Annotated in this window: 23 protein-coding genes and 1 tRNA gene; 8 read left to right on the top strand and 16 right to left on the bottom strand. The window is 56.3% G+C overall.

Features of this window, described 5'->3' with window-relative positions; all coding sequences use genetic code 11:
- Positions 1-668: 668 nt before the first annotated feature.
- Positions 669-950 (bottom strand): hypothetical protein, encoded by a 282-nt coding sequence (locus tag OEL83_02805; GenBank protein ID MDK9705958.1) that lies wholly within the window; start codon positions 948-950, stop codon positions 669-671.
- Positions 951-1,166: 216 nt separating this feature from the next.
- Between OEL83_02805 and OEL83_02800 the strand changes: the two genes are divergently transcribed.
- Positions 1,167-1,547 (top strand): hypothetical protein, encoded by a 381-nt coding sequence (locus OEL83_02800; protein MDK9705957.1) that lies wholly within the window; start codon positions 1,167-1,169, stop codon positions 1,545-1,547.
- On the top strand, positions 1,544-1,993 hold the full coding sequence (locus OEL83_02795; GenBank protein ID MDK9705956.1) for a barstar family protein: 450 nt from the start codon (positions 1,544-1,546) through the stop codon (positions 1,991-1,993). Before OEL83_02800 ends, OEL83_02795 begins: the two co-directional genes overlap by 4 nt.
- 65 nt (positions 1,994-2,058) lie before the next feature.
- Here OEL83_02795 and OEL83_02790 read toward each other — a convergent pair whose 3' ends face one another.
- The 9 genes from OEL83_02790 to OEL83_02750 form a co-directional block, all read right to left on the bottom strand.
- Positions 2,059-2,904, bottom strand: a complete 846-nt coding sequence (locus OEL83_02790; GenBank protein MDK9705955.1) for a DMT family transporter — start codon at positions 2,902-2,904, stop codon at positions 2,059-2,061.
- Positions 2,905-3,213: 309 nt separating this feature from the next.
- Positions 3,214-3,426, bottom strand: coding sequence for a hypothetical protein (locus OEL83_02785; protein ID MDK9705954.1), 213 nt, complete (start codon positions 3,424-3,426; stop codon positions 3,214-3,216).
- Positions 3,427-3,839: 413 nt separating this feature from the next.
- A tRNA-Arg gene (locus OEL83_02780) sits at positions 3,840-3,916 on the bottom strand.
- 79 nt (positions 3,917-3,995) lie between these two features.
- Positions 3,996-6,326 (bottom strand): cysteine--tRNA ligase, encoded by a 2,331-nt coding sequence (cysS, locus tag OEL83_02775; GenBank protein MDK9705953.1) that lies wholly within the window; start codon positions 6,324-6,326, stop codon positions 3,996-3,998.
- Positions 6,327-6,386: 60 nt separating this feature from the next.
- On the bottom strand, positions 6,387-6,872 hold the full coding sequence (locus tag OEL83_02770) for a DUF721 domain-containing protein (protein ID MDK9705952.1): 486 nt from the start codon (positions 6,870-6,872) through the stop codon (positions 6,387-6,389).
- A 158-nt stretch (positions 6,873-7,030) separates the two neighbouring features.
- Positions 7,031-8,359: a type I glutamate--ammonia ligase gene (gene glnA, locus OEL83_02765; protein ID MDK9705951.1), complete on the bottom strand. Its 1,329-nt coding sequence runs from the start codon at positions 8,357-8,359 to the stop codon at positions 7,031-7,033.
- A gap of 87 nt (positions 8,360-8,446) precedes the next feature.
- Positions 8,447-11,023, bottom strand: coding sequence for a [protein-PII] uridylyltransferase (gene glnD / locus OEL83_02760; protein ID MDK9705950.1), 2,577 nt, complete (start codon positions 11,021-11,023; stop codon positions 8,447-8,449).
- Positions 11,024-11,026: 3 nt separating this feature from the next.
- Positions 11,027-11,365, bottom strand: a complete 339-nt coding sequence (locus OEL83_02755; GenBank protein MDK9705949.1) for a P-II family nitrogen regulator — start codon at positions 11,363-11,365, stop codon at positions 11,027-11,029.
- Between the two features lie 248 nt (positions 11,366-11,613).
- A complete protein-coding gene (locus tag OEL83_02750) occupies positions 11,614-12,834 on the bottom strand; it encodes an ammonium transporter (protein ID MDK9705948.1) in 1,221 nt (406 codons plus the stop codon).
- 476 nt (positions 12,835-13,310) lie between these two features.
- On the opposite strand from OEL83_02750, the gene mtnA reads away from it, so the two are divergent.
- On the top strand, positions 13,311-14,417 hold the full coding sequence (gene mtnA, locus OEL83_02745) for an S-methyl-5-thioribose-1-phosphate isomerase (protein MDK9705947.1): 1,107 nt from the start codon (positions 13,311-13,313) through the stop codon (positions 14,415-14,417).
- A gap of 44 nt (positions 14,418-14,461) precedes the next feature.
- A complete protein-coding gene (locus OEL83_02740; protein ID MDK9705946.1) occupies positions 14,462-14,851 on the top strand; it encodes a PilZ domain-containing protein in 390 nt (129 codons plus the stop codon).
- Between the two features lie 60 nt (positions 14,852-14,911).
- Here the strand turns inward: OEL83_02740 and OEL83_02735 are convergent, their stop codons facing one another.
- Positions 14,912-16,327 (bottom strand): mannose-1-phosphate guanylyltransferase/mannose-6-phosphate isomerase, encoded by a 1,416-nt coding sequence (locus OEL83_02735; GenBank protein ID MDK9705945.1) that lies wholly within the window; start codon positions 16,325-16,327, stop codon positions 14,912-14,914.
- Positions 16,328-16,387: 60 nt separating this feature from the next.
- Positions 16,388-17,746 carry a phosphomannomutase gene (locus OEL83_02730; GenBank protein ID MDK9705944.1) on the bottom strand — a complete coding sequence of 453 codons (1,359 nt, stop codon included), beginning with the start codon at positions 17,744-17,746 and terminating at the stop codon, positions 16,388-16,390.
- Between the two features lie 287 nt (positions 17,747-18,033).
- On the opposite strand from OEL83_02730, the gene rfbA reads away from it, so the two are divergent.
- Positions 18,034-18,927, top strand: coding sequence for a glucose-1-phosphate thymidylyltransferase RfbA (rfbA, locus tag OEL83_02725; protein ID MDK9705943.1), 894 nt, complete (start codon positions 18,034-18,036; stop codon positions 18,925-18,927).
- Complete coding sequence (gene rfbD / locus OEL83_02720) at positions 18,924-19,802, top strand: dTDP-4-dehydrorhamnose reductase (protein ID MDK9705942.1); 879 nt, start codon at positions 18,924-18,926, stop codon at positions 19,800-19,802. Before rfbA ends, rfbD begins: the two co-directional genes overlap by 4 nt.
- A gap of 54 nt (positions 19,803-19,856) precedes the next feature.
- Here rfbD and OEL83_02715 read toward each other — a convergent pair whose 3' ends face one another.
- The 3 genes from OEL83_02715 to OEL83_02705 form a co-directional block, all read right to left on the bottom strand.
- A complete protein-coding gene (locus OEL83_02715; protein MDK9705941.1) occupies positions 19,857-20,243 on the bottom strand; it encodes a PilZ domain-containing protein in 387 nt (128 codons plus the stop codon).
- 9 nt (positions 20,244-20,252) lie between these two features.
- Positions 20,253-21,020: a UPF0280 family protein gene (locus OEL83_02710; protein ID MDK9705940.1), complete on the bottom strand. Its 768-nt coding sequence runs from the start codon at positions 21,018-21,020 to the stop codon at positions 20,253-20,255.
- 147 nt (positions 21,021-21,167) lie between these two features.
- A complete protein-coding gene (locus tag OEL83_02705; GenBank protein MDK9705939.1) occupies positions 21,168-21,764 on the bottom strand; it encodes a CvpA family protein in 597 nt (198 codons plus the stop codon).
- A 115-nt stretch (positions 21,765-21,879) separates the two neighbouring features.
- Between OEL83_02705 and OEL83_02700 the strand changes: the two genes are divergently transcribed.
- Together OEL83_02700 and mutM are read left to right on the top strand one after the other, a co-directional pair.
- Positions 21,880-22,680, top strand: coding sequence for a 4'-phosphopantetheinyl transferase superfamily protein (locus OEL83_02700; GenBank protein MDK9705938.1), 801 nt, complete (start codon positions 21,880-21,882; stop codon positions 22,678-22,680).
- Positions 22,673-23,506, top strand: coding sequence for a bifunctional DNA-formamidopyrimidine glycosylase/DNA-(apurinic or apyrimidinic site) lyase (mutM, locus tag OEL83_02695; protein MDK9705937.1), 834 nt, complete (start codon positions 22,673-22,675; stop codon positions 23,504-23,506). The genes OEL83_02700 and mutM overlap by 8 nt, the downstream gene beginning before the upstream one ends.
- Here the strand turns inward: mutM and OEL83_02690 are convergent.
- Complete coding sequence (locus OEL83_02690; GenBank protein ID MDK9705936.1) at positions 23,497-24,711, bottom strand: molybdopterin molybdotransferase MoeA; 1,215 nt, start codon at positions 24,709-24,711, stop codon at positions 23,497-23,499. The two genes, mutM and OEL83_02690, sit on opposite strands and share 10 nt — an antisense overlap.
- Positions 24,712-24,816 lie beyond the last annotated feature (105 nt).

The following is a 24,816-nucleotide window of genomic DNA, read 5'->3' as shown; positions in this document are numbered from 1 at the left end:
GACCCTTTGATAATCCTGGGGAAAATCGATTTCATGCCAGGGCTGGCCGGAGGTAGGTACTACCTTGATTCACTGCAAATCGATTATCGGACCATAGGCTGCCCGGGGAAACCTGCCGATATAGCCCTGATTGACCTGAGACACTCGTTCTTCTTTGAGAATATTTGCCGATATCCTGTTTAATTTGCAGACCTGGGCACTGTCCCCTTGGGCAGCCGCGGTGGGAATATCCTTGCCCTATCCGGGCGACAAAACCCTGGCACACCTCAACGTTCATCTCGCCATCCTTACGGTCTCTTGTCCAATTCGACAAACAGGGCATTGGGGGTGGCCCTCGTCCAGAATTTTTTGCAGCAATGAATCGCCGATGATGCCATCGGAATTGAGGAGGAGGAAATCCATATCCAGGCAATGCCTTGCCATATACAGCGAATACAGGCTGTTCATGGTCAGGTAGCCGGGGTTATGAATATAGCGGACGATCGTCGTCTTCCCTTAGGGCAGCAGACATTTCAGAATCTCCCATGACAAGGGAAGCATCCTCAACCTCCTGCCTGCCGCTAAAATTATTGCTCGCATACCGCCTGCCTCTTCTGAGTGGAAATATTTGTAATTACACGGAAATAATGCAATAACCACCCGGCTCCAGTAATCCCCATGAAGGCCCGTCACATCATGCGACCATCGCCAGGGGGGCAGCCGGGATTTATCGAGACGCTGTAGGTGATGTCCCTGGCCATACCCTTTTCGGTGTTGGCGACGGAGATCATCGCCGTCACTTGCTCGGCATCGGTCTCCCACAGTGGAAGGAGCTGATCGTTCATATAGAGTATTGCAAACTCATACCTCGCGAGCATAGGTTTCGTTTGAGCAGGTATGCCGCTCAACTCGGCTTTATCAATATTCATCGGCCACGACACCGGCGGAAGCTGCAGACGGTTGTTTGCCATGCCTATCCCGGAAAATCCTGCTGAAAAAACCGGATGGCTGCATGGGCAATGATAGTGAACAACCACTATAAAAGGATAGACAACCAGCCGTAAAGATTATACTACCTTTTTTACCGACAAACGTGCCGACGGAGGAACTGACTCCGGAGGAGATTTCGGCCGCCCTTCGGGGCTGTCGAAAACAACCCAGTAATAATTCCTCAGGCTTACCGATCTATGAAGAAATTGCTCGTGCTCATCGGACTGGCGCTGCTCGCCTACACCTTCCAGGGAAATATCACCGAGGTCTGGCACAGCCTGTCGCCGGACGGCAAGCCCAGTACGACGGTTGAAACCTTACCAGCGGAGCTGCGAACGACCCTTGATCTCGTCAAAAAGGGCGGCCCCTATCCCTTCAGCCGTGACGGCGTTGTCTTCGAGAACCGGGAAAGACTCCTGCCGGAAATGTCGCGAGGCTACTACCGGGAATACACGGTGCCGACGCCAGGGGCAAACAACCGTGGCGCCCGCCGTCTGGTGTCCGGCGGTAAGCCGCCGGAGGTCTTTTATTACACCGCCGACCACTACCGGTCTTTTACCAAGCTGAGCACAGAATGACCATGCAGCCGTTTATCACCCAGCTGCGGCAGCAGGAGCCGGGCGTGTATCATTTGCCGAGCCGGCCGGACATCTCCGGTGGTGCGGCGGATGCCGGGTCTCTTCGCTATTTTGCCCTGCCGCCTCTTCCACATGTCAGCAAGGAAGGGCTGCTTGAGGCCCTGCGGCTAGGCCTCGATTTCCCAGAGTATTTTGGTGGCAACTGGGACGCTGCCTTTGATTGCCTCACCGATCGTTCCTGGCATAAAGGCACGACGGTGGTCATCGAACTGCCCATCGCCGCGAATGCGACCGTCGAGGCGGATACCCTGGCGGTCTTTGCCGAGGTCCTGCGCGACGCCTGCACCTTCTGGATCGATCAGGGGGTGCAGCTCTACTGTCTGCTGCCGGGTCTTGCGGCAAGCCAGGCGGCGCCTGCCGCAATCCCTGCCCTGTGGCCGGTGTGAACGTAGCAACCATCGGCCTCTTTTCAATCGACCTCCCGTTCCGGACATTCCGCCATGCGGCCGGGTCACCTCTTCCCGCTGCGAGCCAGCCGCGTCGTCGCCACACCGCTGCCGACAATCAGGGAGATACCCAGCCAGGCGGCAGGCGAGAGATTTTCGTTCCAGAGGATCATCCCGAAGAGGCTGGCAAAAACCACGGTACAATAGGCAAGGTTGGCGATCGTCAGGGTCTCGCCGAGTTTGTAGGCGGCGGTCATGCACAGCTGGGCAGTAGCCCCGAAGGCCCCGACGCCAATGACCAGCAGCCAGCCGGTGAGATCGTGGGCAAGGCTGCCGTCGATCAGCAACCAGGGCAGGCCGACCAGACTGGTGACGGCTGAAAACCAGAACACCGTCCGCCATTCGGGCTCGCCGAGTTCTCCCAGCTTGCGGACATTGAGGTAGGCGATAGCGGCGATCATCCCGCTGGCAAGACCCAGCACACCACCGAGCCATTGCGCCGGATTGAAGGTCGGCTTAAGGAGCAGGACGATGCCGAGAAAGCCGGTGCCGAGCGCCACATACATGCCCCGCCGCGACGGCTGGCCGACCCAGAAAACCAGCAGCAGCGCGAGAAACAGCGGCGAGGTGTAGTTGAGGGTCACCGCCGTTGCAAGGGGTATCATGGTGATCGCCAGGAAGTAGGCGAACAGCGATACCGTCCCGGCAAGGCTGCGGCTGACATGGGTGCGCAAGTGCGGGGTCCGGGGCGACAGCCGCCGCCAGGACATCCATGCGGCAACAAGGAGCAGGGAGATAAAGCCGCGATAAAAGATGATCTCCGCCGCCGAGAAGCGGCCGCTCGCCAGCTTGACGCAGACGCCCATGCAGGCGAACATCAGGCTCGCCAGAAGGATGTAGATGATGCTCATCAGTTTTCTCTTGTCACAATATGGGCAATGACTTTGCACCGTTCACCGGCGCTAGGCCAGGTTTCGCCCTTTCTCCGACAACCGGTACTTTTTGCAGTTTGCTTCTTGGTTTTTTCGGGAATGGCCATTTCGAATAAAGCCACCCTGCAAGATAGAGGTGAGATATTCTTTGCCAAAATTCACTCTGTCTTTTAATTCAAGTAGTTCCATAATGGTTCCCCGGGTCATTTCATCCTGCAGAACCACAAGAAGTCTGGCGGCATGCTGGGTAACATACAAAGTCTTGTTCGCGGATAACGGTCTTGCCTTTCAGTCCTGGGTCTCCACATAGGTTGGCCTGGGGAAATCCAAAGTAAACATGGTGTTATAACTAATGCGTACCTCCGGACAATTCTCCATGGCCAGGGCCACCAGTTCCTTAGGTAGGTCCGAGTTGGCGGCACTCTTGAATTCCAGGGTACAGCCCTCACCTTCTTCGAGGGCCAGGGCCAATTCTTCATCGGTGATAGTGCGGTATCTCATGCGGGAAGTCTCTCGCTGAATTGGAAAATCACCTCGGTTTTGGGGTTGCCATCAAGCCAAGGGCAGTTGCCTTGAGAGAGTAAAGGATTTTGCCGTCGGTGTGGTAGTGCGAACGAGGGCTTCCATCAATGATGACAAAATTGAAAAAATGGCGGGAGACAGACGGTCGGACTGGTCGAATACTCTTCAAAAATGTCCTTATCCAGGAAGAGCCATCCGATCCAATGCAACAAAGCTACCTTTTCCCAAAAGCTTTAGCAATTATTTTAAACCTGTGTTGAGCAGCTAGTCTACTCAAACGATACGCAGTCTGCGATATAAGATTGAAGCCGACAACCAACATTGCCAGCCTAGAAAAAATAAAAAAAAGCCACTTAGAAGTTTTATCAACTAAGTGGCTTTTCTGATATTCTTGGTACGCCCGGTAGGATTCGAACCTACGACCTACGGCTTAGAAGGCCGTTGCTCTATCCAACTGAGCTACGAGCGCATATTTGCTGGGAAGGGAGAGGAGAATTACGGACGACATAATACTCAAAGATGTTTAAAATGCAACTCCATTCTTGCCCTCATTCGCCGTCGTGCGCCCTTTTCCAGACCGGGCCGTTCACTGTATCGATTACCACGATGCCCTTCCTGGCCAGCTCCAGCCTGGCCTCGTCGGCGGCCTGCCAGTTTTTTTCATTCCTCGCCTGCTCGCGGCGCTGGATCAGCGCATTGACATCAGGGGCCAGCGGACAGCCCTGAAGGCGGAAGACGTTGAGCACCTCGTTCATCTTGTTGAGGGTTTCGAGAATGTAGTTCTTCTGGTCATTATCAAGATTGTTGACCTGGAGAATGGGGTAGACCTTGCGGATGAAATTATAAATCGCCCCCATACCGCTGGAGACGTTGAGATCATCGTCCATCGCCGCGAAAAACTGCTCCTCCATCGCCGTGACAAAGGCGGTGACCTCGGGGTGCGGCCTGCCGACGGGAAGGCAATTCAGTTTACAGGTGAATTCATCGAGACGCCGCAGGGCGGTACGGACATTATCCAGCCGCTTAAAGGAAAAGTTCAGCGGCTTGCGGTAATGCACCGACAGCAGCATAAAGCGAATCTCCCGGCCAGTGTAGCCGCGCGCCAGGAGCTCTTTGAGGGTGACATTGTTGCCGGCATCGGCGGACATGTTCTTGCCGTCGACCAGCACCAGTTCGGAATGCAGCCAGTAATTGGCCAGCGGCTTGCCGGTCAGCGCCTCAGCGATGGCGATCTCATTTTCGTGATGGGGAAAGATGAGGTGCCTGCTGGAGGTGTGGATGTCCATGGTCGGCCCGAGATTTCTGGTGGCCATGGCCGAACATTCCACATGCCAGCTGGGCCGGACATTGCCCCATTCGCTTTCAAAGAAGATCCCTTTTTTCAGCTCGCCGAGGGTAGAACGCTTGAGAAGGGTAAAATCGCGGGGATTGTCCTTCTCATAATCATCAAGGTCGACGGTCTTGCCGAGCTGGATCTTGCTCAGATCAATTCCCGACAACCGCCCGTATTTTTTGAACTTTGATATATCAAAATAAATCGACCCATGCTTTTCGTAGGCATAACCCTTCTGCAGCAGCTCCTTGGCGATGTCGATCATCGAACCGACATTTTCCGAGGCCTTCGGATAACCTTTGGCGCGCTTCACCCCGAGTACGTCCATATCCTCCATGAAACCGGCGATGAATTCCTCGGTATACTGCTTCAGCGGCTTGCCCGCCTTCTCCGCCCCGGAGATGGTGTTGTCGTCGATATCGGTGAAGTTCATGTAGGCGTCAACCTGCATCCCCTTGACCTGCAGGGCGCGGGTGATCAGATCGGAGACGATAAACCGGCGGCAGAGGGCCAGGTTGGCGATTTCAAAGGCAGTTGGGCCGCAGGAATAAAAGGTGACCTGTCCCTCCTTTTGGGGGACAAAGACCTCTTTTTTCTTGGACATGGTATTGAAAAACCATAACTGTTTTTTCTTTGCATCGGTCTTCTTGGGGGGCGTGAAGAGGGGGGTGCTGAGATACCGTTCGCCGCCGTCCGGAAGAATCACCACCACCAGGCCGCTCTCCAGGTCTCTTGCGTAATCGATGGCCGCGGCCATGGCTCCACCGCTGCTCATGCCCACCAGGAGACCTTCCTTGCTCGCCAGCATTCTGGCGGTACTGAAGGCGTTTTCGTCGTCAACGAGGACGATTTTATCGGGGACCGACTTATCAAAGATTCCCGGCTTATACGACTCTTTCATGTTCTTCAGGCCCTGGATCTTATGATCCAGATGCGGCTCGACGGCGATGACCTTGACATGGGGCTGAAACTCGTGGAACCAGGCGCACAGCCCCATGACTGTCCCCGAGGTGCCAAGCGTCGCCACCAGATGGGTGACCCGCCCTTCCGTCTGCTGCCAGATCTCCGGCGCGGTGTTGCGGTAGTGGGCCCGCCAGTTGGCCTCGTTATTATATTGATCGGTGAGAAAATAGCGGTCCGGAAACTCCCGGACCATGACATAGGATTTTTCGATTGCCCCATCCGTTGCCCGGGAGGCAGGAGTCAGGAGGATCTCGGCACCGTAGGCCTGCATGATCTTACGCCGTTCGATACTCGCCGACTCCGGCATCACCAATACACACCGATAACCCTTGGCGGCACAGACCATCGCCAGGCCGATCCCGGTATTGCCGCTGGTGGCCTCAAGAACGATTTTGTCCTTGGTAAGTTCGCCGCTGGCCTCCCCCGCCTCGATCATGGAAAGGGCAATACGCTCTTTCACCGAGCCGCCCGGATTGCGCGATTCTAATTTCCCATAGATCTGTACCGTTTCACTCTTGAAAAGGCGGTTGATCCGAACGAGGGGGGTGTTGCCGATAGCACTTAAGACGTTGTCGTATAACATTTCCTGGCCTGATAAATCTGAGTCACAAGCCCCTGCCCGCCATGCAACCGGACCAAGGCCTTATTTCGTTTCCCTTTTGCATGCCTCGGCAAGATACCAGAACTGCATGAGCGCTTCCCGGCATCCTTCATCGGCAATACATTCCACCTGCCGTTGAAAGGCGTCGACCTTCTCCGAATTGGGCCGGACAAAGGTCACTGCCGGACCCGGTTTTTCCTGCCTGCGGAAGATATCGCCTTTCGGCAGAACCATTTTGATGTCCTTGATGCTGTTCAGCCTCAGGCATCTATTGAGCCGTTCGACAAGCTCGATCTTGACATACTGCAGCTGCTGCAACCAGGAGGAATTTTCGACCTCCAACCACAGCACTTCCCGCTCGACCTTTTGCGGTTGGGCGTGCGCGGCAATTTCTTCGCCGACCAGCTCATCCCATCTGACGAAGATAGAATGCAGGTCGAGCTGCTTATCCCAGCCCATGTTCCTGGTGAGCCAGGGCAGAACCCCGGAGATGGTCGCCTGCTGCTTTTTCGTTCCTGGTTTTACCATGGTGTCGTTTTACTCTTTCGCGGAGATTGCTCACCCATCTTTACTGGCAAAAATCATAATTGGCAAGCTCTGCCGGAGCCAATGAAAACGAAAAAACCCGCATTCCTCAATTTGCGGAATGCGGGCTACGGGCCTAAGGCGGGCCGTCAGGCGGGTTATCAGTACACACTCAGGTACTCTTCAAGCTCCCATTCGGTGACGGCCGTGCGGAAGCGGTCCCACTCCTTTTCCTTGGCCTCGACGTACTTTTCAAAAATATGCTCGCCCAGGGTGGGAATGGCGATGGCATTGGTCTTCAGCTCCTCAATGGCCTCCTTCAGGTTAGCCGGCATAACCGCAATTCCGACCTCTTCCATCTCCATGTTGGTCATTTTGAAGATGTCGCGCTTTACCTCCGCTGGAGGGGTGAGGCCATTTTTCACCCCGTCCAGGCCGGAGTTGAGCATCATGGCGAAGGCAAGGTAGGGGTTACAGGTCGGATCCGGGCAGCGTACCTCGGTCCTGGTGGACAATCCCCGCGCCGCCGGAATGCGGATAAGTGCCGAGCGGTTAGAGGCCGACCAGGCGCAGTAAACCGGGGCTTCATAGCCGGGGACCAGGCGCTTGTAGGAGTTTACCAAGGGGTTGGTGACCGCGGAGAAGGCCCGGGCATTTTTGAGAATGCCAGCGATATACGCATAGGCGATCTTCGACAGCTTCAGCGGACCGTTTTCATCGAAGAAGGCGTTGGTGCCGTCGGCGTTGAACAGCGACTGGTTGGTGTGCATCCCCGAGCCGTTTATACCGAAAATCGGTTTCGGCATAAAGGTGGCATACAGTCCATACTTGGAGGCAATCGACTTAACAACCCATTTAAAGGTCACGGTGTTGTCGGCGGCGGTGAGGGCATCGGCATATTTGAAATTGATCTCATGCTGTCCTTCGGCTACCTCATGATGCGAGGCCTCAATCTCAAAGCCCATCTTCTCAAGGGTCTCGATGATTTCCCGGCGACAGTCCCCGCCTTTATCCTCGGGATCGAGGGAGAAGTATCCGGCAACATCACTGGTTACCGTGGTAGGCAGGCCGTCCTCGTCTTTTTCAAAGAGGAAAAACTCCGCCTCGGTACCGACATTCATGGTATAGCCGAGCTTCTTGGCCTCGGCCAGGACCCGCTTCAGGTTGACGCGCGGGCATCCGGCAAAGGGAGTTCCGTCGGATTTATAGACATCACAGATAATACGCGCCGCGGCAATGCCCGACTTGTTGCGCCACGGCATAATGGTGAAGGTATTGTAGTCCGGCTTGAGATACATGTCCGATTCATTGATGCGCACAAAGCCGTCAATGGAGGAACCGTCGAACATCATGTCCCCGTCCAGGGCTTTTTCTATCTGGCTTTTCGGAATCGCCACATTCTTCATAAATCCGAATATATCCACAAATTGGAGGCGAAAGAACTGAATGTTCTCATCCTCGATGATCTGCATAATTTCTTCTCTGGTCATCTCTACGTTCTCCTTTATCGATAAAATAGCTGCTTATGCAGCAAGGGCATGCGTTTCGTTTGAGAAGGCAAGCTGCTCAACAGAGCACTACTTGCTTGCCCGGCTGATGGAATGGAGAATTCCCTGGGTAACTTCCTGGCGGAAATCCTCGTCGATCAATTTTTGTCCTTGGGAGTCGAGTACATAAAAAACATCTATCAACTGCTCCACCTCGGTGGCGATGTAGGCCTTATGAATATTCAGGCCGAAGTCGGCCATCGACTGGGTGATATGGTAGAGCTGGCCGGGCAGATCGCCTGCGTACACCTCTATCACCGAATAGTTTTCCGAACTCTTGTTGTCGATGATCACCTTGGAGGCAATCTTCCCTACTGCCGGGGTCCGGCCGGCATGCCCCAACGACAGTTTGCGATACAGGCGGTGACTGAGGCCCATACGGTGTTCGATGGCCAGATCGAGCTGCTGGTTGAGCAGCGGCCAATCCTTTTCAGCAAAGCTGAGCCCATCCGTCGAACGGACATCGATAACGTCAACGACCGTGCCATCGGCCCAGGTAAAGATCTGCGCCCGTACCACGGTGAGGCTGTTAAGCGCCATGACTCCGCAGATCTTGGCGAGCAATCCGGGACGATCAACGGTCATGATGAGCAGCTGCCAGGCATCCTCACCCTCCTCGGCGACAATCAGGGCCCTTTGCCGCAGCAGCTGATAATTGTCCCGTTGGGTCAGGACATGCCTGGCGACATCCTCTGGCGAAAACGACAGTATATAATCGGCGCCGAGGGTGCCGATATCGACGCGCAAATCGCCGGCCCCCCGCAACAGCATCCGCACCTGATCGCGCAGCCACTCCACCCCTTGCTCCTCGTGGGCCGCCACGTCGTGCACCCCGTGCCGCCCCATATCGAGGTAGGGATAGATCTTGAGATACATCTCCTCAAGGAGGGCTCCCTTCCAATCGCTCCAGGCCGACGGCCCGGTGGCCTTCGAGTCGGCTACCGACAGCAGGTAGAGCATACTCAGCCGGTCGAGATTGCCGATAGTTTCAGCGCATCTCTTGATAAAAACCCCATCGTTGAGATCGCGGCGCAGGGCACTCTCCGGCATAAAGAGGTGGTACCGCACCAGAAATACCAGGGCCTCGCGTTCCTCCTCGGAAAGGAGAAAGCGCTCACCGATCAGTGCTACCTGGCCGGCACCCTCAAGGGAATGATCCCGGCCCGACTTCTTGCCAATATCATGAAGCAGAGCGGCAAAATAGAGTACCCGCAAGCTCTTGATATTCTGGGCGACAACGGCCTTGGTTACAACCAGCTGCTGTACCTCGGCCACCGCCTGCAGGGAATGGCGATCAACGGTGTAGATATGATAGAGATCATGCTGGGCAAGGCTTGTAATCCTTGCAAACTCCGGGATACAAGCGGTGAGCACGCCGGTTTCCAGCATCCCTTCAAGGACCAGGGCGATATCTTTTGCCTCAAGGAGGATGGCAAAGAAGGTTTTTGACAAACGCGGCGAAAGACGCACCTTCTCGGTAATACAACCAGCCAGCCCGGCGATCAGTTTGCGGGTCCGGTGATGGAGGGGCAGGCCAGTTCGCGCCATGGCCAAAAACACCCTGACAAGGGTCTGCGGTTTTGCCTCGATCTGGGTCTTGGAAGCGGTCAGGTGGACGTGCCCCAGCTTTAGCTCGATTCCCGCCTCAACCACCTTGTCGGCCACCAGCCCGCCTTTTCCGGCCAGGCCGAGGACCTCGTCGACATGGTCAAAAAACAGGTCGGTGATCAACCGCACCTTATGCAGGGCGCCGTACAAGTCGCGCATGAAATGCTCGACACCGAGGATGCCGTTTTGCGTCTTATAGCCGAAGGCCTCGGCGACATCATTTTGTTGCTCGAAATACAGTTGGTCGTTTTTTCGCTTGCTGAAATAGTGCAAGAAACTGCGGAGTCGAACAAGCAGTTCCCGGGCCTCACGAAAGTCCCGCTTCTCGTCTTCGAGGAGGAGTCCCGCCTCATTTATGCCATCAAGACCATGCAGACCGAAGACCATACTGGCGGTCCACATCATCGCCTGGATATCCCGCAGCCCGCCTCGCCCTTCCTTGATGTGAGGTTCGAGCAGGTAGCTGTGGCTGCCGAATCGTTCGCGGCGGCTTTGACGATGAACCTTCATTTTTTCGACAAAATCCTCCCGCCGACCTTCGATGAACCGCCTGCGGTAGGCGGCAAGGAGCTCATCGTATAGCGCCCGCGAGCCGTGGACCAGCCTGGCATCAAGCAAGGCGACGAGAAAGAAGAAATCCTTTTCGGCCTGGGCAAGAGATTCATCGATGGTGCGTACCCCGTGACCAATCTCCAGACCGGTATCCCACAGCGGATACAAAACGGCATCGGCGACGCGATCGATCCGGTCGTGCAATGCCGGCCGGTACAAAATCATCAGATCGATATCGGAATACGGGAACAGCTCCCGCCGGCCATAGCCACCCAGGGCGACAAGGGCCACATCCTCTGCACAATCGCTGACCTCCGACTGTTGGAAACAGCCGATGATATAGTCATCAACCACCCGGCTATGACTACGCAGTTCGACGACGCCGCTTTTCGCCCTGGCCCAGACCTCTTCAAGGGCCTTGCGCTGTTCCCGAAACGCGGCAATCATACCTTACACCGCGTCACGATTCTCCTCACCGGTTCGCACCCTGACCACCCGTTCAATCGGCATGACGAAGATCTTGCCGTCACCAATCTTGCCGGTGTTCGCCGCTGCCCGGATCTTATCGACGACCTGATTGGCCTGTTCGGCGGCAACAACGATCTCAATCTTCACCTTGGGAATGAAATCGACGACATACTCAGCACCGCGATAGATCTCCGTATGTCCCTTCTGTCGCCCATAGCCCTTCACCTCGGTTATGGTCATCCCGGTGATGCCGATGCTGTTCAAGGCATCCTTTACCTCATCGAGTTTAAATGGCTTAATTATCGCCTCTATCTTTCTCATCCTCGCCACCTCATCCTTGTCCTTTTATGTTTTCCGGCCCGGCAAAATCCTTCCTGCCACCTGTCGTTCAGTATACCCGCAGGACATGTACCTTATATCAAGTTCTCCCTACCGGCAAGCGCCACTTGGGAACCGCCGTGAAATTCATGCAGATTCCCCAAGGCAACCCTTCCATTCAAGCAGGCAAGCTCATCAACTCAGCTATAAAACCAGAGTTGAGAGATTCCAAGGTGCTGAGATTCAGCTCCTTAATTATTGTAGGCGGTCTCCGAATGTTCGGCGGAATCCAGACCCTCCACCTCCGCATCATCGGCGAGGCGCATTCCGAGAAAACTATGCACTATCTTAAAGAGGATCCAGCTGACCAGAAAGGCATAACCCACTACAACCACCACGCCAATCGCCTGAATCCCCAGTTGTGCCGCATTGCCGAACAGCAGACCGTTGACTCCGCCGGGATTGACCGCCGTCGAGGCGAAGACCCCAAGGCAGAGGGTGCCGACGATGCCGCCGACACCATGAATGCCGACGACGTCCAGGGAATCGTCAACCCCCAGTCTTGCCTTGGCGTTGACGGCGAGAAAGCAGATTACCCCAGCCAGCCCCCCAATAATCACCGCCGAATTCGGTCCAACAAAGCCGGCGGTGGGGGTGATGGTGGCAAGACCGGCGATGGCTCCGGAGGCAGCTCCGAGGGTCGTCACCTTTTTCCTGGTCAACCACTCCATGACCACCCACAGCAGCATGCCGGCCATCCCTCCCAGATGAGTGGCGACGAAGGCGGTGGCGGCAATTTCATCGGCCGCCAGAGCCGAACCGCCGTTAAAGCCAAACCAGCCGAACCACAGCAAACCGGTACCGAGCATGGTCATCGGCAGATTATGCGGCATAAAGCTGCTCCGGCCAAAACCCTTGCGCGGCCCGAGCACCATGATCCCCGCCAGGGCCGCCGCTCCGCAGGTCGCATGGACGACGAGACCGCCGGCGAAATCGAGGACGCCGATGGCGCCGAGCCACCCACCTTTCCCCCATATCCAGTGGCATACCGGGTTATAGACCAGTATCGCCCAGCACAGGGAGAACACGAGAAAGGGCACAAAGCGCACCCGCTCGGCAAAGGCCCCGGTGATAAGCGCCGGGGTGATAATCGCGAACATGCATTGGTAGATCATAAAAACGGTCTGGGGAATGGTCTTGGCGTAGTCAGGACTGGGGGCGTTGCCTACACCATTCAGGGCAAACCACGATAGATCGCCGATAACCCCACCGACATCAGGACCAAAGGACATTGAATAGCCGAGATACACCCACTCAATCGAGATAAGAGAGATGAGAATCAAACTCTGCAGTATTGTGCCAAGCACATTCTTTTTCCTGACCATGCCCCCGTAAAAAAGGGCCAAACCTGGAGTCATCAACAGCACCAATCCGGCCGAGGCCAGGATAAATGCGGTGTCTGCCTTATTCATGCTGTAATCTCCTTTCTGTGTAAGCTGCTTTTGCCGCCGGCCACCGCCGTCCACTTTGGCCGAACGAAATTTCTGGTAATGACAGTAATGTAATAAACTGCATACCGCGACCGCTCCAATTCCCATAGTGTTACAACTGCTATGCCAAGACAGCAAATCATTGAATATCATCATGATTTAATACACTATTCAGCAAACATTCAAGCTTATAGCCAATCTCAAAAAACAACATTTCTGTAATAATTTTCCGTTTATCCTACAATTCTGTGAGAACACTACGCCCGTCACCCAACATCCCGGTCCCATTCAATTTTCAGGGTGACAAGCGAGGTTTACAAGTGACAGTCAAAGAGGTATGCTGACAGGTTACAGCTCCAATATATTTAGCTGAGTTGAGCAGCTTGTCTGCTCATACGAAACTTATGCCCTTGGGGTATAATGAACACTTTTCCCCAAGCCTGCCCAACACCACAACCATGAAATACAACGGCGCACACTACCGGACCATTTGGCCTGACCCGCAAAACAACCGGCGGATCCTTATCATTGACCAGAGAAGACTCCCCCATGAATTCGCCGTTGAAGCAGTCGAATCGACCGAGGAGATGGTTACCGCCATTCGCGATATGCATGTTCGCGGCGCTGGGCTTATCGGGGCGGCTGCTGGTTTCGGCATGTATCTTGCCACCTTGCAGGCGCCTGACCCATCCTTCGACACTTTTATGGACGCCGCCGCCAGGAGCCTTGATGCCAGCCGGCCGACGGCGCGCAACCTCATGTGGGCGGTTGAGCGAATCCTCCGGGCAATGTCCCAGTCCTCGGCCCCCAGCGAGAAAAGGACCCTGGCCTATGCCACCGCCTGTGCCATAGCCGACGAAGACGCCCTTTTCTGCCGGGATATCGGCAAACACGGCCTGAAGATCATAGAGGAAATCAGCAGAAGAAAAAACGGCGCCCCGGTCAACATACTCACCCACTGCAATGCCGGATGGCTGGCCTTTGTCGACCACGGCAGTGCCACCGCCCCGATCTATGCCGCCCGTGATGCCGGCATCCCAGTGCACGTTTGGGTCGATGAGACCAGGCCATGGAACCAGGGCGCGCGGCTCACCACCTGGGAGCTGCAGCATGAAAACATAGCCAACACCCTGATTTGCGACAACACCGGCGGCCTCCTCATGCAACTCGGTCTCGTCGACATGGTTATCGTCGGCGCCGACCGGGTGACCCATACCGGCGATGTCGTCAACAAAATTGGCACATACCTTAAGGCACTTGCGGCCAAGGATAACGATATTCCGTTTTATGTCGCCCTTCCTTCATCTACTTTTGACTGGAAACTTGACAATGGCATGGAAATTCCGATAGAACAAAGGTCAGAACAAGAAATTACCACCATTACCGGCAAGGATTCTCTCGGTGAGGTGCGGACAGTGCTTCTGGCAGGCGAGGGAACGAAAGCGGCGAACTACGGTTTTGACGTGACTCCGGCCAGGCTCATCACCGGCCTCATTACCGAAAGAGGAAGGGTTAGACCGGAACGGGACGCCATTCATCGGCTCTTTCCGGAAAGGGTATCTTGAACAGCCCAGCTTCAGATTCAGGAAGCACGGCCTGAGGACATTCCATGAAACAACGAGAACACAGAAAGTTTATCCGTTACGACGCCTTACACCTTCTTGATTATCTTGTTTTGGATGAGGATGGCGAGCCGGGCGTGTATTCGATGGGCCGAACCATTGATGTCAGTATAGACGGAATCAAACTGGAAACAATCTACCCCCTCAAGCCGGGCAGCCGTTTGGTAATCACCGTTGGCTTGGAAGACGATCTCGTCGATCTCGAAGGGCAGATACCCTACACCGCCCCCTGTGATGGCCGCTTTGTCTCCGGAGTCACCTTTCTTAAAATCACCAAGGATGGCAGGCGGGTCTTTGCCAAATACGTCGAGGCCTTCCGCAGACGTAAGTTGGAACTGGCTCAGCAGCCAGGAATACCCGCCGAAGGACAATCCTGAGACCATCTTGAAAAATCTGCGTTTTTTCAAGATGGTTGCAAGTCCATCCCGCAGCATTTCTCAACCCGGGTCCTGCCTCCCATAGACATCCTCAAAGCGGACGATATCGTCTTCACCCAGATAGCTGCCGATCTGCACCTCTATCAGCTCAAGGGGAATGACCCCCGGGTTCTCCAGCCGGTGCCTGTTGCCGGCCGGGATATAGGTTGATTGGTTCTCATAATACAGGTTTTCTGCAGTGCCATTGGTGATCTTGGCGGTTCCGGAAACAACCACCCAGTGCTCATGGCGGTGGTGGTGCATCTGCAGCGACAGCTTAGCCCCGGGATTGACGGTAATCCGTTTGATCTGAAAACGCGGCAACTCCTCCAGTACCGTGTAACTCCCCCACGGCCGAAAGACCGTGGTGTGACTGCTGAATTCCTTACGGCCCTCCGCCTTCAACCGCGTCACCACCTTTTTCACATCCTGGGACCGGGAAAGCGGTGCAACAAGAATCGCATCGGCGGTCTCGACCACCAGGGTGTCCTCCATGCCAACCGCCGCCACCAGCACCGTCTCCGACTTTACCAGGCAGTTTTTGGTGTCTTCGAGAAGGACATCGCCTTGGGCAACATTGCCGTCGGCATCCTTGTCGAGAACATCCCAAAGGGCCTGCCAGGAACCGATATCGCTCCACCCCAAATCGGCGGCGACAACGGCACCAGCCCCGGTCTTCTCCATCAGTGCATAATCGATGGAATCACTTGGGCAGACAGCCATCGCCCCGGCATCAAGACGAAAGAAACGCCCATCGGCAACACCCTTGTGCACCGCCTGTCGCATGCAGGCCACCATCTCTGGGGCATGCTTGTCCATTTCCGCAGTAAAGGTTCGGGCAGAAAAAGCGAACATGCCGCTGTTCCACAGGTAGTTGCCAGCCTTTATATAGGTCTTGGCGAGATCCTTATCGGGTTTTTCCTTGAAGGAGGCTATCCGTGTTCCCTCGCCTTGCTCGATATAGCCATAGCCGGTCTCCGGCCCGGTAGGTTTGATACCAAAGGTCACCACCGCCCCGGCATCGGCCAGAACCGCCGCCTTGGCCACTGCCTCGACGAAGCCCTCCCGGCGAAGGACGATATGGTCAGCGGGCAGGACGAGAAAGATGATATCTTCACCGAGTTTTTTACAAAATTCGGCGGCGGCACAGATGGCCGGGGCGGTATTGCGGCCGATCGGCTCAAGAAGGATGGCCGCTTGCTCAAAGCCGCCCAGTTCTTCAATCTGGGTCAGGGTGATAAAGCGGTGCACCTCACCGACGACAACGAGCGGCGGTAAGACCCCGGGCAGGCCGGCGACGCGGAGGAGGGTCGTCTGCAACAGTGAGGTATGGTTGGTCAGGCGCAGCAACTGCTTGGGATACAGCTCCCGGGATAAGGGCCAGAGACGTGAGCCGGTGCCGCCGGCCAGGATAATCGGTTGTATCTTTGCCGCCATGTCTTTTCTCTCTTTGTCTGATTCCTTGGATAAATACGGCTTTGTCGAACAAAACAGTTCTCAGCGAATCATGTCCAGCAGTTCCGCAGTTTTGTCGCGCATAAGCTGAGCATCGCCCCGGCTTTCCACATTCAAGCGCAGCAGGGGTTCGGTGTTTGACTTGCGGACATTGAAGCGATAGGTATCATAGGCCACCGACAGACCATCGGTATAGTCCTTTTCACCGTCCGCGTATCTTGCCTCTATCCGGGCGATGACCGCATCGGCATCAGCAACACGGCTGTTGATCTCGCCGGAAACCGGATAAGCTGCCATTCGGTCCTCTACCAATTTCGATAAGGTCATCCCCTCCCGGCTGAGAAGTGCAGCCACCAGCAGCCAGGGAACCATCCCCGAATCACAGTAGCCAAAGTCACGGAAATAGTGATGGGCGGACATCTCGCCGCCGTAAGCGGCATCTTCCCGGCGCATCCGCTCCTTGATGAAGGCGTGGCCGGTCCTGGTCATGATCGGCATGCCCCCGGCCTCCTGTACCTGCTCGATGGTATTCCAGGTCAAGCGCGGGTCAAAGAGGATCTTCGCTCCCGGCTCTTTTTTCAAGATCTCTCGAGCCAGGAGACCAACGATGTAATATCCTTCAATAAAATTACCATTTTCATCCCAGAAGAAACACCGGTCGAAGTCGCCATCCCAGGCAAGCCCTAGATCAGCGCCGTTTTCCACGACAGCCCGCGCCGTCTCCGCCCTGTTTTCGGGAAGCAGCGGGTTCGGCACCCCATGGGGAAAGCTGCCGTCGGGCTCATGGTGTACCTTGATAAAATTTAAGGGCAGAAACCTCTCCAAACGGTCGATGACCGCCCCGGCACAGCCGTTGCCGCTGTTGACGACGACCCTCAGCGGCCGCAGTTTTTCAACATCAGCAAAGCCAAGGAGATGGCTAACATAGGCCTCCTTATTATCGAGCATATCAAGCCTGCCGGGCGCCGCTGCCGGCTTCGGCAGCAATCCACCCTGGATGAGCCTGGCCATTTCCCGTAGACCGGATTCACCGGTAACCGGCCTTGCCCCTCTGACGACGAACTTCATGCCGTTGTAGTCGGCTGGATTGTGGCTGGCGGTGACGATGACTCCACCATCAACCCCTGCCGATTCCATGCTGAAGGCGGCATGATAGATTTCTTCCGTGCCGCACAAACCGAGATCGAGGACATCAGCACCCATCATCCGCAAGCCGCTGATCAGCGCCTGGGCAAGGGCCGGGCTGCTTTGGCGGATATCTCTGCCGACCACGACCTTTTGCAGGCCGTACACTGCCACGAAGGCCCGGCCGATCTGCATCGCCAGCTCCGGATTCAACTCGTCCGGAACCCTGCCCCGGATGTCGTAGGCCTTAAATGAGGCGAGGGGGGTATTTGTCATTTTTTATTTTCCTTTTTCCTGGCCCTTCGGTATATAGCTGAGCTGAGCAGCTTATCTGCGCATGGGAATCGCATGCCCTTGCGGTAATTCTGCGGCTGCCCGGCGAAGGATTGTAAAAGAATTTCCGCCTGACAGCAACAACCAACCCCGGCGGGCCGGAAATATGTCGGTTTCTCTGCCACGCGTGGGTACCGCAATCAGCAAAAGGGATCCTTGCAACACAAACTATTCACCCCTGGGCCTTCACCGCTAATCCAGCACCTCAATCTCTGCTTCCCCGATATCCCATGAAAGGCATCATCCTCGCCGGCGGCTCCGGCACCCGGCTTTACCCGCTTACCAAGGTCGTCAGCAAACAGATGCTGCCGGTCTATGACAAACCGATGATCTACTACCCCCTGTCGGTATTGATGATCGCCGGAATCCGCGACATCCTCATCATCTCCACCCCCCACGATCTTCCCGGCTTCCGGGAACTTTTCGGTGACGGCTCGCAACTCGGGCTTGCCATCAGCTACGCCGTGCAGCCACGCCCGGAAGGTCTGGCCCAGGCCTTTCTCATCGGTAAGGAGTTTATCGGTAACGACACGGTTTCCCTGATCCTCGGCGACAACATCTTCTTCGGCCAGGGCTTCTCGAAGATTCTCCGGGAATGCGCCAAGCTCGACCACGGCGGCCTGATCTTCGGCTACCTGGTCAAGGACCCGGAGCGTTACGGAGTCGTGGAGTTCGACCGGGACAACAAGGTCATCGGCATCGTTGAAAAACCAGCAAAGCCAAAATCAAAGTATGCGGTACCCGGCCTGTATTTTTACGATAACGACGTCGTCGCCATCGCCGAGGAGGTCAAACCCTCGCCAAGAGGCGAGTTGGAGATTACCGACATCAACAACGCCTACCTGCAACGCGGCACGCTGCGGGTGGAACCGCTCGGCCGGGGTTTCTGCTGGCTCGACACCGGCACCCACGAATCCCTGCAGCAGGCCTCAAGCTATGTCCAGGCGGTTCAGGAGCGGCAGGGTCTGAAAATCGCCTGTATCGAGGAGATTGCCTACCAGCTGGGATATATCGACGCCAATCAGCTGGAACGGCTCGCCGCCGACATGCTCAAAAACCAATACGGCCAATACATCGCCGAATTTGTCGCCGTGGAAAAAAACAACCAGAGGATGCATTCATGAAAATCGTCATCATCGGCGCCGGCGGCCAGCTTGGCTCCGACTGCTGCAATCTGCTCGCCGCCGAACATCAAACCGTCGGCTGCGATCTACCACGGGTCGACATCGGCAACCAGGCGAGCGTCGACAGTTATATCAGTGAAACCCGGCCCGACGTCATCGTCAACTGCGCCGCCTACACGGCAGTTGACGCCTGTGAAACCGAACTGGAACTTTCCTGGAGAATCAACGCCCTGGGACCGAAATTCCTCGCCCAGGCAGCGGAGCGGGCCGGCAGCCGGCTCATCCATATCTCGACCGACTATGTCTTTGACGGCGCCAAACCGCCACCCCAGGCCTATTTCGAAACCGACAGCCCAAACCCGCTTTCCCAATACGGCCGGAGCAAACTGGCGGGAGAGCAGGCGGTAGCAGATCATTGCACCAACCACGTCATTCTCCGCACCGCCTGGCTGTATTCGGCCTACGGCAAGAACTTTCTCAAGACCATGCTGCGCCTGGCGGTGAGCAACCCAAGCCGCGAAATGAAGGTCGTTGACGACCAATACGGCTCGCTGACCTGGTCGTTGACCCTCACCGAGCAGATCCGCCGTCTGCTGCGCTCCGACCTCACCGGGATCATGCACGCCACCTCCGAGGGCTATTCCACCTGGTATGCCGCCGCCCGGTATTTCCTCGATGCCATGGGTGTTGCCTATGCGATGCGGCCATGCACCACCGCCGAATATCCGACCCCGGCCCATAGACCGGCCAATTCAATCCTTGAGAACAAGGTGCTGAAAGACGCCGGCCTCGCCGTCTTTGGCAGCTGGCAGGAAGACATTGATAAATTTGTCGCGCAGAACCGGGAACAACTGCTCGCCGAGGCCAGAGGCTGACACCGGCGGCATATCGAGGGGAGACGTTTCCTTTGCAGAGACCAGCTGCTCAACTCAGGTATAATTCCTCCCCTCTATATAGCCAAAATCCCGCAACAAGGTGGAGATAAGGTTCCTGGCCGGTGGCTCCAGATCGTGCATCTGAAAGCCGACCAGGTAAAAATCGGGGTTCTCGTCGCTTTTACACCACCGGCTGGTCGCGGCAAGGACAATCTCCCCACGGTCCTTCATCTGCGCCGGCAGACGCATGCGCAGACGATAGTCTTCATTGACTGGTACCGGGTGGTCGCTAATCAGCATCATCCCCTTTTCCGAAAGATCGACCAGATGGCCGATGATCTTATTGCTCATGCCATCATAGATCCGCAGATAGAAGACCAAATACCTGCGGTCCACCTGGCGCAATTCTTGTCTCCTCTCCTTCTCTTCCGTAGTGTCCATGCCAACCTCTCAGCTCAGCTTGACCAGTTCGACATCTCCCACCGCGCCAATTTTCTCTCCCCGAATGACCACCGCCCCCTGAACACCTGCAATGGTCATGGCCACCTGCAAGGCCCGTTTGATTCCTTCATCGCTATTGGTGGCGTTCCCGGCTTCATTGCCAACCCGGGTGGCCGCGGCATCGGCAAGAGAGGTCGAGCCGGCGATGACGACGACGGCATCGGCCAGGCCAAAGCTCAAGGAATGCCCCACCGTACCGGAGGAGGTACAGACCCCCACCGGCATTCTCGCCGCCGCCAGTTTGATGCCAACCTTCATGCTCAAAGGCGACTCACCGGCAAAGATCGCCGCCGTGCACTCTTTGGTCCGGCAAAAAAAAATATCTCCGCCGTTTTCGACTATCACCTCCCGGCAACCCCCTTGGAGCAGGGCCTTGCCGACATATTCGGCAATCGCCCCGGCCACCGCCGCCATTGGTCCGACATCGGCCATCCGCCCGGCCGCCAGCATATCTTTCACAATCGGCGGGGCCAGGATATCCGGAGCAAGAGGCGACAAAGCGCCAAGAAACTCCGGACGCCCCTTGATATAGTGTTCGATCTGCAAACGGTACCGCAGCACCAACTCCAGGGCCGAGGCCGACACATCCTTGTCGGCGAGGATATGCAGGTCCGAATCCTTCACCTTGGCAAAACAAGAGATCAAATCATGCTCAGCCAGGGCGCGATAGCTGCGATCTACATACGATTCAGGCTTTCTTCCCTTCGTTCGTTTCATGAATGACCAAGAATCCGCCGGAAATGGTTGGTGATGTACAAACGGCCCATGCTGCAATGAGCCTATCAGGAATCCGGGGACAAGGCAACCCGGCAAAAGCCCCGGCAAGCATGGCCGGGGAAAAGATTCAATTCCGCCGGAAGCGGCCTAAGGTTTAGCGGCCGGGGGCGGCGATTTCTTGGCCTCGTCGGGGGCGAGATATTCTTTCATCGCATTGATGGCGATGGCCGGTTTTTGCTGCATGAGGGTTTTTCTGAGTTCCTCGTTGCGGATCAGTTCCCTGGTCAGGTCAGCGGCACCGTTAAGGGCTTCGCAGGTGACGCATGATTTCAGCATCTGGCTTTCCGGGGCAAGTACCGCACCGAGGATCATATGCAGCAAAACCACGAGAATAACCGCCTTGGCAAAACCGACCAAAGCGCCGAGCAGGCTGTCAAACCACGAGGTGATTGTCAGTTTCAGGACATAGCTGAGGGCCTTGCCGCAGAGCATGACCACGACATAGGTGGCAATAAAAAGGACCACATAGCTGGCGAGAAAGATGACCTTCGGGTCCGCTGATATATCTCGCAAAACTGGTAAGATTCTGTCATGATAGCGGCTGGCGGCAAAAAAGGCGAGATAAAGGGCCAGGAGGCCTGTTACCTGTTTTATAAGACCCAGCCAAAGCCCCCGACCGACCAAAAGCACAAACAGGCCGATTACTACCAGGTCATACGCTGTCGTACCGGAAATACCTTTCATACGCTCTCGATCCGATTATCTTCAGTCACTGTTTTCTGCCGCTGTTCCTGGCAAAGTTAGCAGAAACTGTTAGAACTGCAAGCTTTTTCTGAAACGCTCCCAGCCGGCCAGCAGAATGGAACAATTCCCACGCAACCTCTTTCCATCCGACATCCTCTTGGCAGCCTCAGCTGCCTTCGGTACCTCCGCCCTGACCGCGACCCTTCTCGACCAAACTGAGGCTGCCACCGGTCCCACCGGACTTCCAGCTGACTCCCCGCTGCAAACCACCCTACTCCACCCGCGGGAAGCAGCCAGGCTCGCCACCTTCAAACTGGCAAAAAGGCGGTCGGAATTTCACTCCGGCAGGATATCGGCAAAGATGGCCATGGTAAGTTATTGGGCACGAGAGGGGTCCGGCCCCATTCCGCCTTTCGACAGAATTGCCATAGTCAACGACAACACCGGCCGGCCCTTTGTCTGCATCGATAGCCCTGTAAACATTGCGCCGCCCGAGATATCCATTACCCACGGCGGGGAATATGCCGCTGCCCTGGCCGCCGCATCGCCCTGCGGCATTGACATCCAGCTGCAAAGAGACAATCTTTTCCGGGTCCGGGAGAAATACTCTCTCCCCGACGAATTACGCCTCTTAAAAGAACTGCTGCCGGACACAGCGGCACTGGCCCGGTTGTCCATGCTCTGGACAGCCAAAGAGGCGGCTAAGAAAGCCCTCAGCTTCTGGCAAATGCCCGGATTCCTGGAATTGGCCCTCATCTCCCCAGCCGATATCCTTCCCAGCGGCATAACCCTTCGCTTTGCCGTCAGGATAGTGGACAATCTGCGCATGCCGGAGACCGTAACTGTCCTGGCCACCACCTTTGCCAATTATGGGCTGGCCATCTGTGTCATCGAAAAGGAGAAATGCCATGCCTGAACTGCCGGAAGTTGAGGTCATCTGCCGAGGAATCCGCCCCCACCTGCTCGAACGGAAAGTGACGGCGATTCACCACAGTGGCAAACAGCTCCGCCTCCCGGTACCACTGCAACTTCTGCAGAAGGAGATGGTCGGTCGACAGATCAAGGAGGTAAGTCGCCGCGCCAAGTACCTGCAGATCACCTTGGACAGCGGGGCCATGCTGATCATCCACCTCGGGATGACCGGTAACCTCGGCTTCTTTGCCCCAAACTCCGACCCGGCAAAACACGACCACCTCCGCTGGACCCTCGATAACGGTACCGAACTGCGCTACAACGACAGCCGCAGGTTCGGCTCCATCCAGATCCTTGCCGCCCGGGACACCGCCGACCTTGAAGCGACCGTCTTCAAGACCGCCGGTCCCGAGCCCTTCAGCGACGAGTTTTCCGCCGAATACCTGCTTCGCCTGGCAAAGGGCAGAGACCTGCCGGTCAAGGTCTTCATCATGACCACCCAGGTGGTGGCAGGGGTCGGCAATATCTACGCCAACGAGAGTCTGTTTCGGGCCGGCATTCTGCCGACGCGAAAGATCAGCAGCATTAGAAAGAAGGACTGGCAAAGACTGATCACGGCAATCCGTGAAATCCTCCAGCACGCCATACACTGCGGTGGCTCAACCATCAGCAACTTTATCAACGCCCGCCAGGAAAAGGGCTACTTTCAGGTCAACTTCCAGGTGTACGGCAAGGAAGGCGAGACCTGCCCAGCCTGCCGGCAGGCAAAGCTCGAAAAGGTCCGTCTGGCCGGCAGGGCCAGCTATTTCTGCCCCTGCTGTCAGAGGTGAAAGAGGAGACCATCGATGCTGGTCGGTGAGAGATGCACCTGCACCAATTCACCCTTGGCAAAGTCTCGGCGCCCGGCGGCAAAAAGGATAAAGCAGGAGGTGGGATCGAGACGACCGGCGATGCGCACCGCACAGCCCCCATCCATGGTGAGCACACCGCCCCGCACCTGGAGAAGATCGCTCTCCCGCACCCAATAATCGTGCAGCAGCCTGGCTTGCACGGCCAGCGGCCAACAGCGTTTCGCCCCCTGCATCATGAGGAGTACCGGCCCGACAAACTCGTTTATCAAAGTGCGTACGGCGTTCGGTGGTCCTGGCAGGGCAATAAAGACCGTGCCGGCCAGGGTGCCAAGGAGGATCGACCGGCCGGGGTGCATCGGCAAGGCCTCCAGGATGACCGTGCCTCCTGCGGCGCAAAAGGCATTTTTCACCAGGTCGTATTTCCCCGGCCCCATGCCGCCGGTGCTGACCACGAGATCGCAATGCCCATCGGTCAAGGTACCGAAGATCTTGGCGATGGCCTGATGATTGTCGGAGATTAACCCCTGTTCGCAGATGACGCCGCCATAGCAGGGCACGAGGTTTTGCAGCAGCAGGCTATTGAGCGACAGTTTTTGCCCAGTTTCCAGTCGTCCGCCGACGGCCACCAACTCGCTCCCCGTGCAAAAGCAGGCGACTTTTGGCCGGCGGATCACCGGCACCTGATACACACCGGCCGAGGCAAAGAGGGCAAGATGATCGACCTCCAGCCTGGTGCCCTGCGCGACAACGACCTCGCCACAGGGAATTTCACTACCGGCCATGTTGATGAATAGACGTTCCCTCCTTTGCGCGTCGGCAGCGACCCAGACTCCCTGCCCTTCTTCGCGGCATTCCTCCTGGACGACAACCCGCTCACCGCCTTCGGGGATCATGCCGCCGGTGAAAATGCGGCAGGCATTTCCTGCTGTAAGAAAGGGAACACTCCGCGTCCCGGCGGCTATCTCGCCGACCACCGGATAAAAATACCCGCCATCCCTTTCAATACCGGGCGATGCCAGCACGTACCCATCACGCAACGACTCTGAATGAGGCGGACAGGCCGACAATGCCGCGATATCCGCAGCGGCAATTCGCCCAACGGCGGCGGTCACATCGACTCGTTCACTACCCAGGACATCAATGGTAAAGGGAACATGGATCCCATTCAGCGCAAAACCCGTCATACTTTAGCCTTCTTGACAATTTCGTTACGATAAACTACTTGCTCTTCATTTCACCCAACTGACACGGTCTTTCAATCGGCGCCTCCATCGGAGACGACCTGCTCC

The organism is Desulforhopalus sp. (assembly GCA_030247675.1).
Taxonomy (GTDB): Bacteria; Desulfobacterota; Desulfobulbia; order Desulfobulbales; family Desulfocapsaceae; genus Desulforhopalus_A.
Note: the sequence above shows the minus strand (reverse complement) of the source record. Positions and strands in the feature narration are given on the sequence as shown.

Excerpts from the sequence above, each read along its gene's own strand:
- cysS (MDK9705953.1), bottom strand. The coding sequence starts at position 6,326 with ATGTTATACGACAACGTCTTAAGTGCTATCGGCAACACCCCCCTCGTT.
- mutM (MDK9705937.1), top strand. The coding sequence starts at position 22,673 with ATGCCTGAACTGCCGGAAGTTGAGGTCATCTGCCGAGGAATCCGCCCC.
- OEL83_02770 (MDK9705952.1), bottom strand. The coding sequence starts at position 6,872 with ATGGTAAAACCAGGAACGAAAAAGCAGCAGGCGACCATCTCCGGGGTT.
- OEL83_02785 (MDK9705954.1), bottom strand. The coding sequence starts at position 3,426 with ATGAGATACCGCACTATCACCGATGAAGAATTGGCCCTGGCCCTCGAA.
- OEL83_02750 (MDK9705948.1), bottom strand. The coding sequence starts at position 12,834 with ATGAATAAGGCAGACACCGCATTTATCCTGGCCTCGGCCGGATTGGTG.
- rfbD (MDK9705942.1), top strand. The coding sequence starts at position 18,924 with ATGAAAATCGTCATCATCGGCGCCGGCGGCCAGCTTGGCTCCGACTGC.
- OEL83_02740 (MDK9705946.1), top strand. The coding sequence starts at position 14,462 with ATGAAACAACGAGAACACAGAAAGTTTATCCGTTACGACGCCTTACAC.
- mtnA (MDK9705947.1), top strand. The coding sequence starts at position 13,311 with ATGAAATACAACGGCGCACACTACCGGACCATTTGGCCTGACCCGCAA.
- OEL83_02795 (MDK9705956.1), top strand. The coding sequence starts at position 1,544 with ATGACCATGCAGCCGTTTATCACCCAGCTGCGGCAGCAGGAGCCGGGC.
- OEL83_02735 (MDK9705945.1), bottom strand. The coding sequence starts at position 16,327 with ATGGCGGCAAAGATACAACCGATTATCCTGGCCGGCGGCACCGGCTCA.
- OEL83_02805 (MDK9705958.1), bottom strand. The coding sequence starts at position 950 with ATGGCAAACAACCGTCTGCAGCTTCCGCCGGTGTCGTGGCCGATGAAT.
- OEL83_02705 (MDK9705939.1), bottom strand. The coding sequence starts at position 21,764 with ATGAAAGGTATTTCCGGTACGACAGCGTATGACCTGGTAGTAATCGGC.
- OEL83_02755 (MDK9705949.1), bottom strand. The coding sequence starts at position 11,365 with ATGAGAAAGATAGAGGCGATAATTAAGCCATTTAAACTCGATGAGGTA.
- OEL83_02700 (MDK9705938.1), top strand. The coding sequence starts at position 21,880 with ATGGAACAATTCCCACGCAACCTCTTTCCATCCGACATCCTCTTGGCA.
- glnA (MDK9705951.1), bottom strand. The coding sequence starts at position 8,359 with ATGACCAGAGAAGAAATTATGCAGATCATCGAGGATGAGAACATTCAG.
- OEL83_02730 (MDK9705944.1), bottom strand. The coding sequence starts at position 17,746 with ATGACAAATACCCCCCTCGCCTCATTTAAGGCCTACGACATCCGGGGC.
- OEL83_02800 (MDK9705957.1), top strand. The coding sequence starts at position 1,167 with ATGAAGAAATTGCTCGTGCTCATCGGACTGGCGCTGCTCGCCTACACC.
- OEL83_02790 (MDK9705955.1), bottom strand. The coding sequence starts at position 2,904 with ATGAGCATCATCTACATCCTTCTGGCGAGCCTGATGTTCGCCTGCATG.
- OEL83_02710 (MDK9705940.1), bottom strand. The coding sequence starts at position 21,020 with ATGAAACGAACGAAGGGAAGAAAGCCTGAATCGTATGTAGATCGCAGC.
- OEL83_02715 (MDK9705941.1), bottom strand. The coding sequence starts at position 20,243 with ATGGACACTACGGAAGAGAAGGAGAGGAGACAAGAATTGCGCCAGGTG.
- rfbA (MDK9705943.1), top strand. The coding sequence starts at position 18,034 with ATGAAAGGCATCATCCTCGCCGGCGGCTCCGGCACCCGGCTTTACCCG.
- glnD (MDK9705950.1), bottom strand. The coding sequence starts at position 11,023 with ATGATTGCCGCGTTTCGGGAACAGCGCAAGGCCCTTGAAGAGGTCTGG.
- OEL83_02690 (MDK9705936.1), bottom strand. The coding sequence starts at position 24,711 with ATGACGGGTTTTGCGCTGAATGGGATCCATGTTCCCTTTACCATTGAT.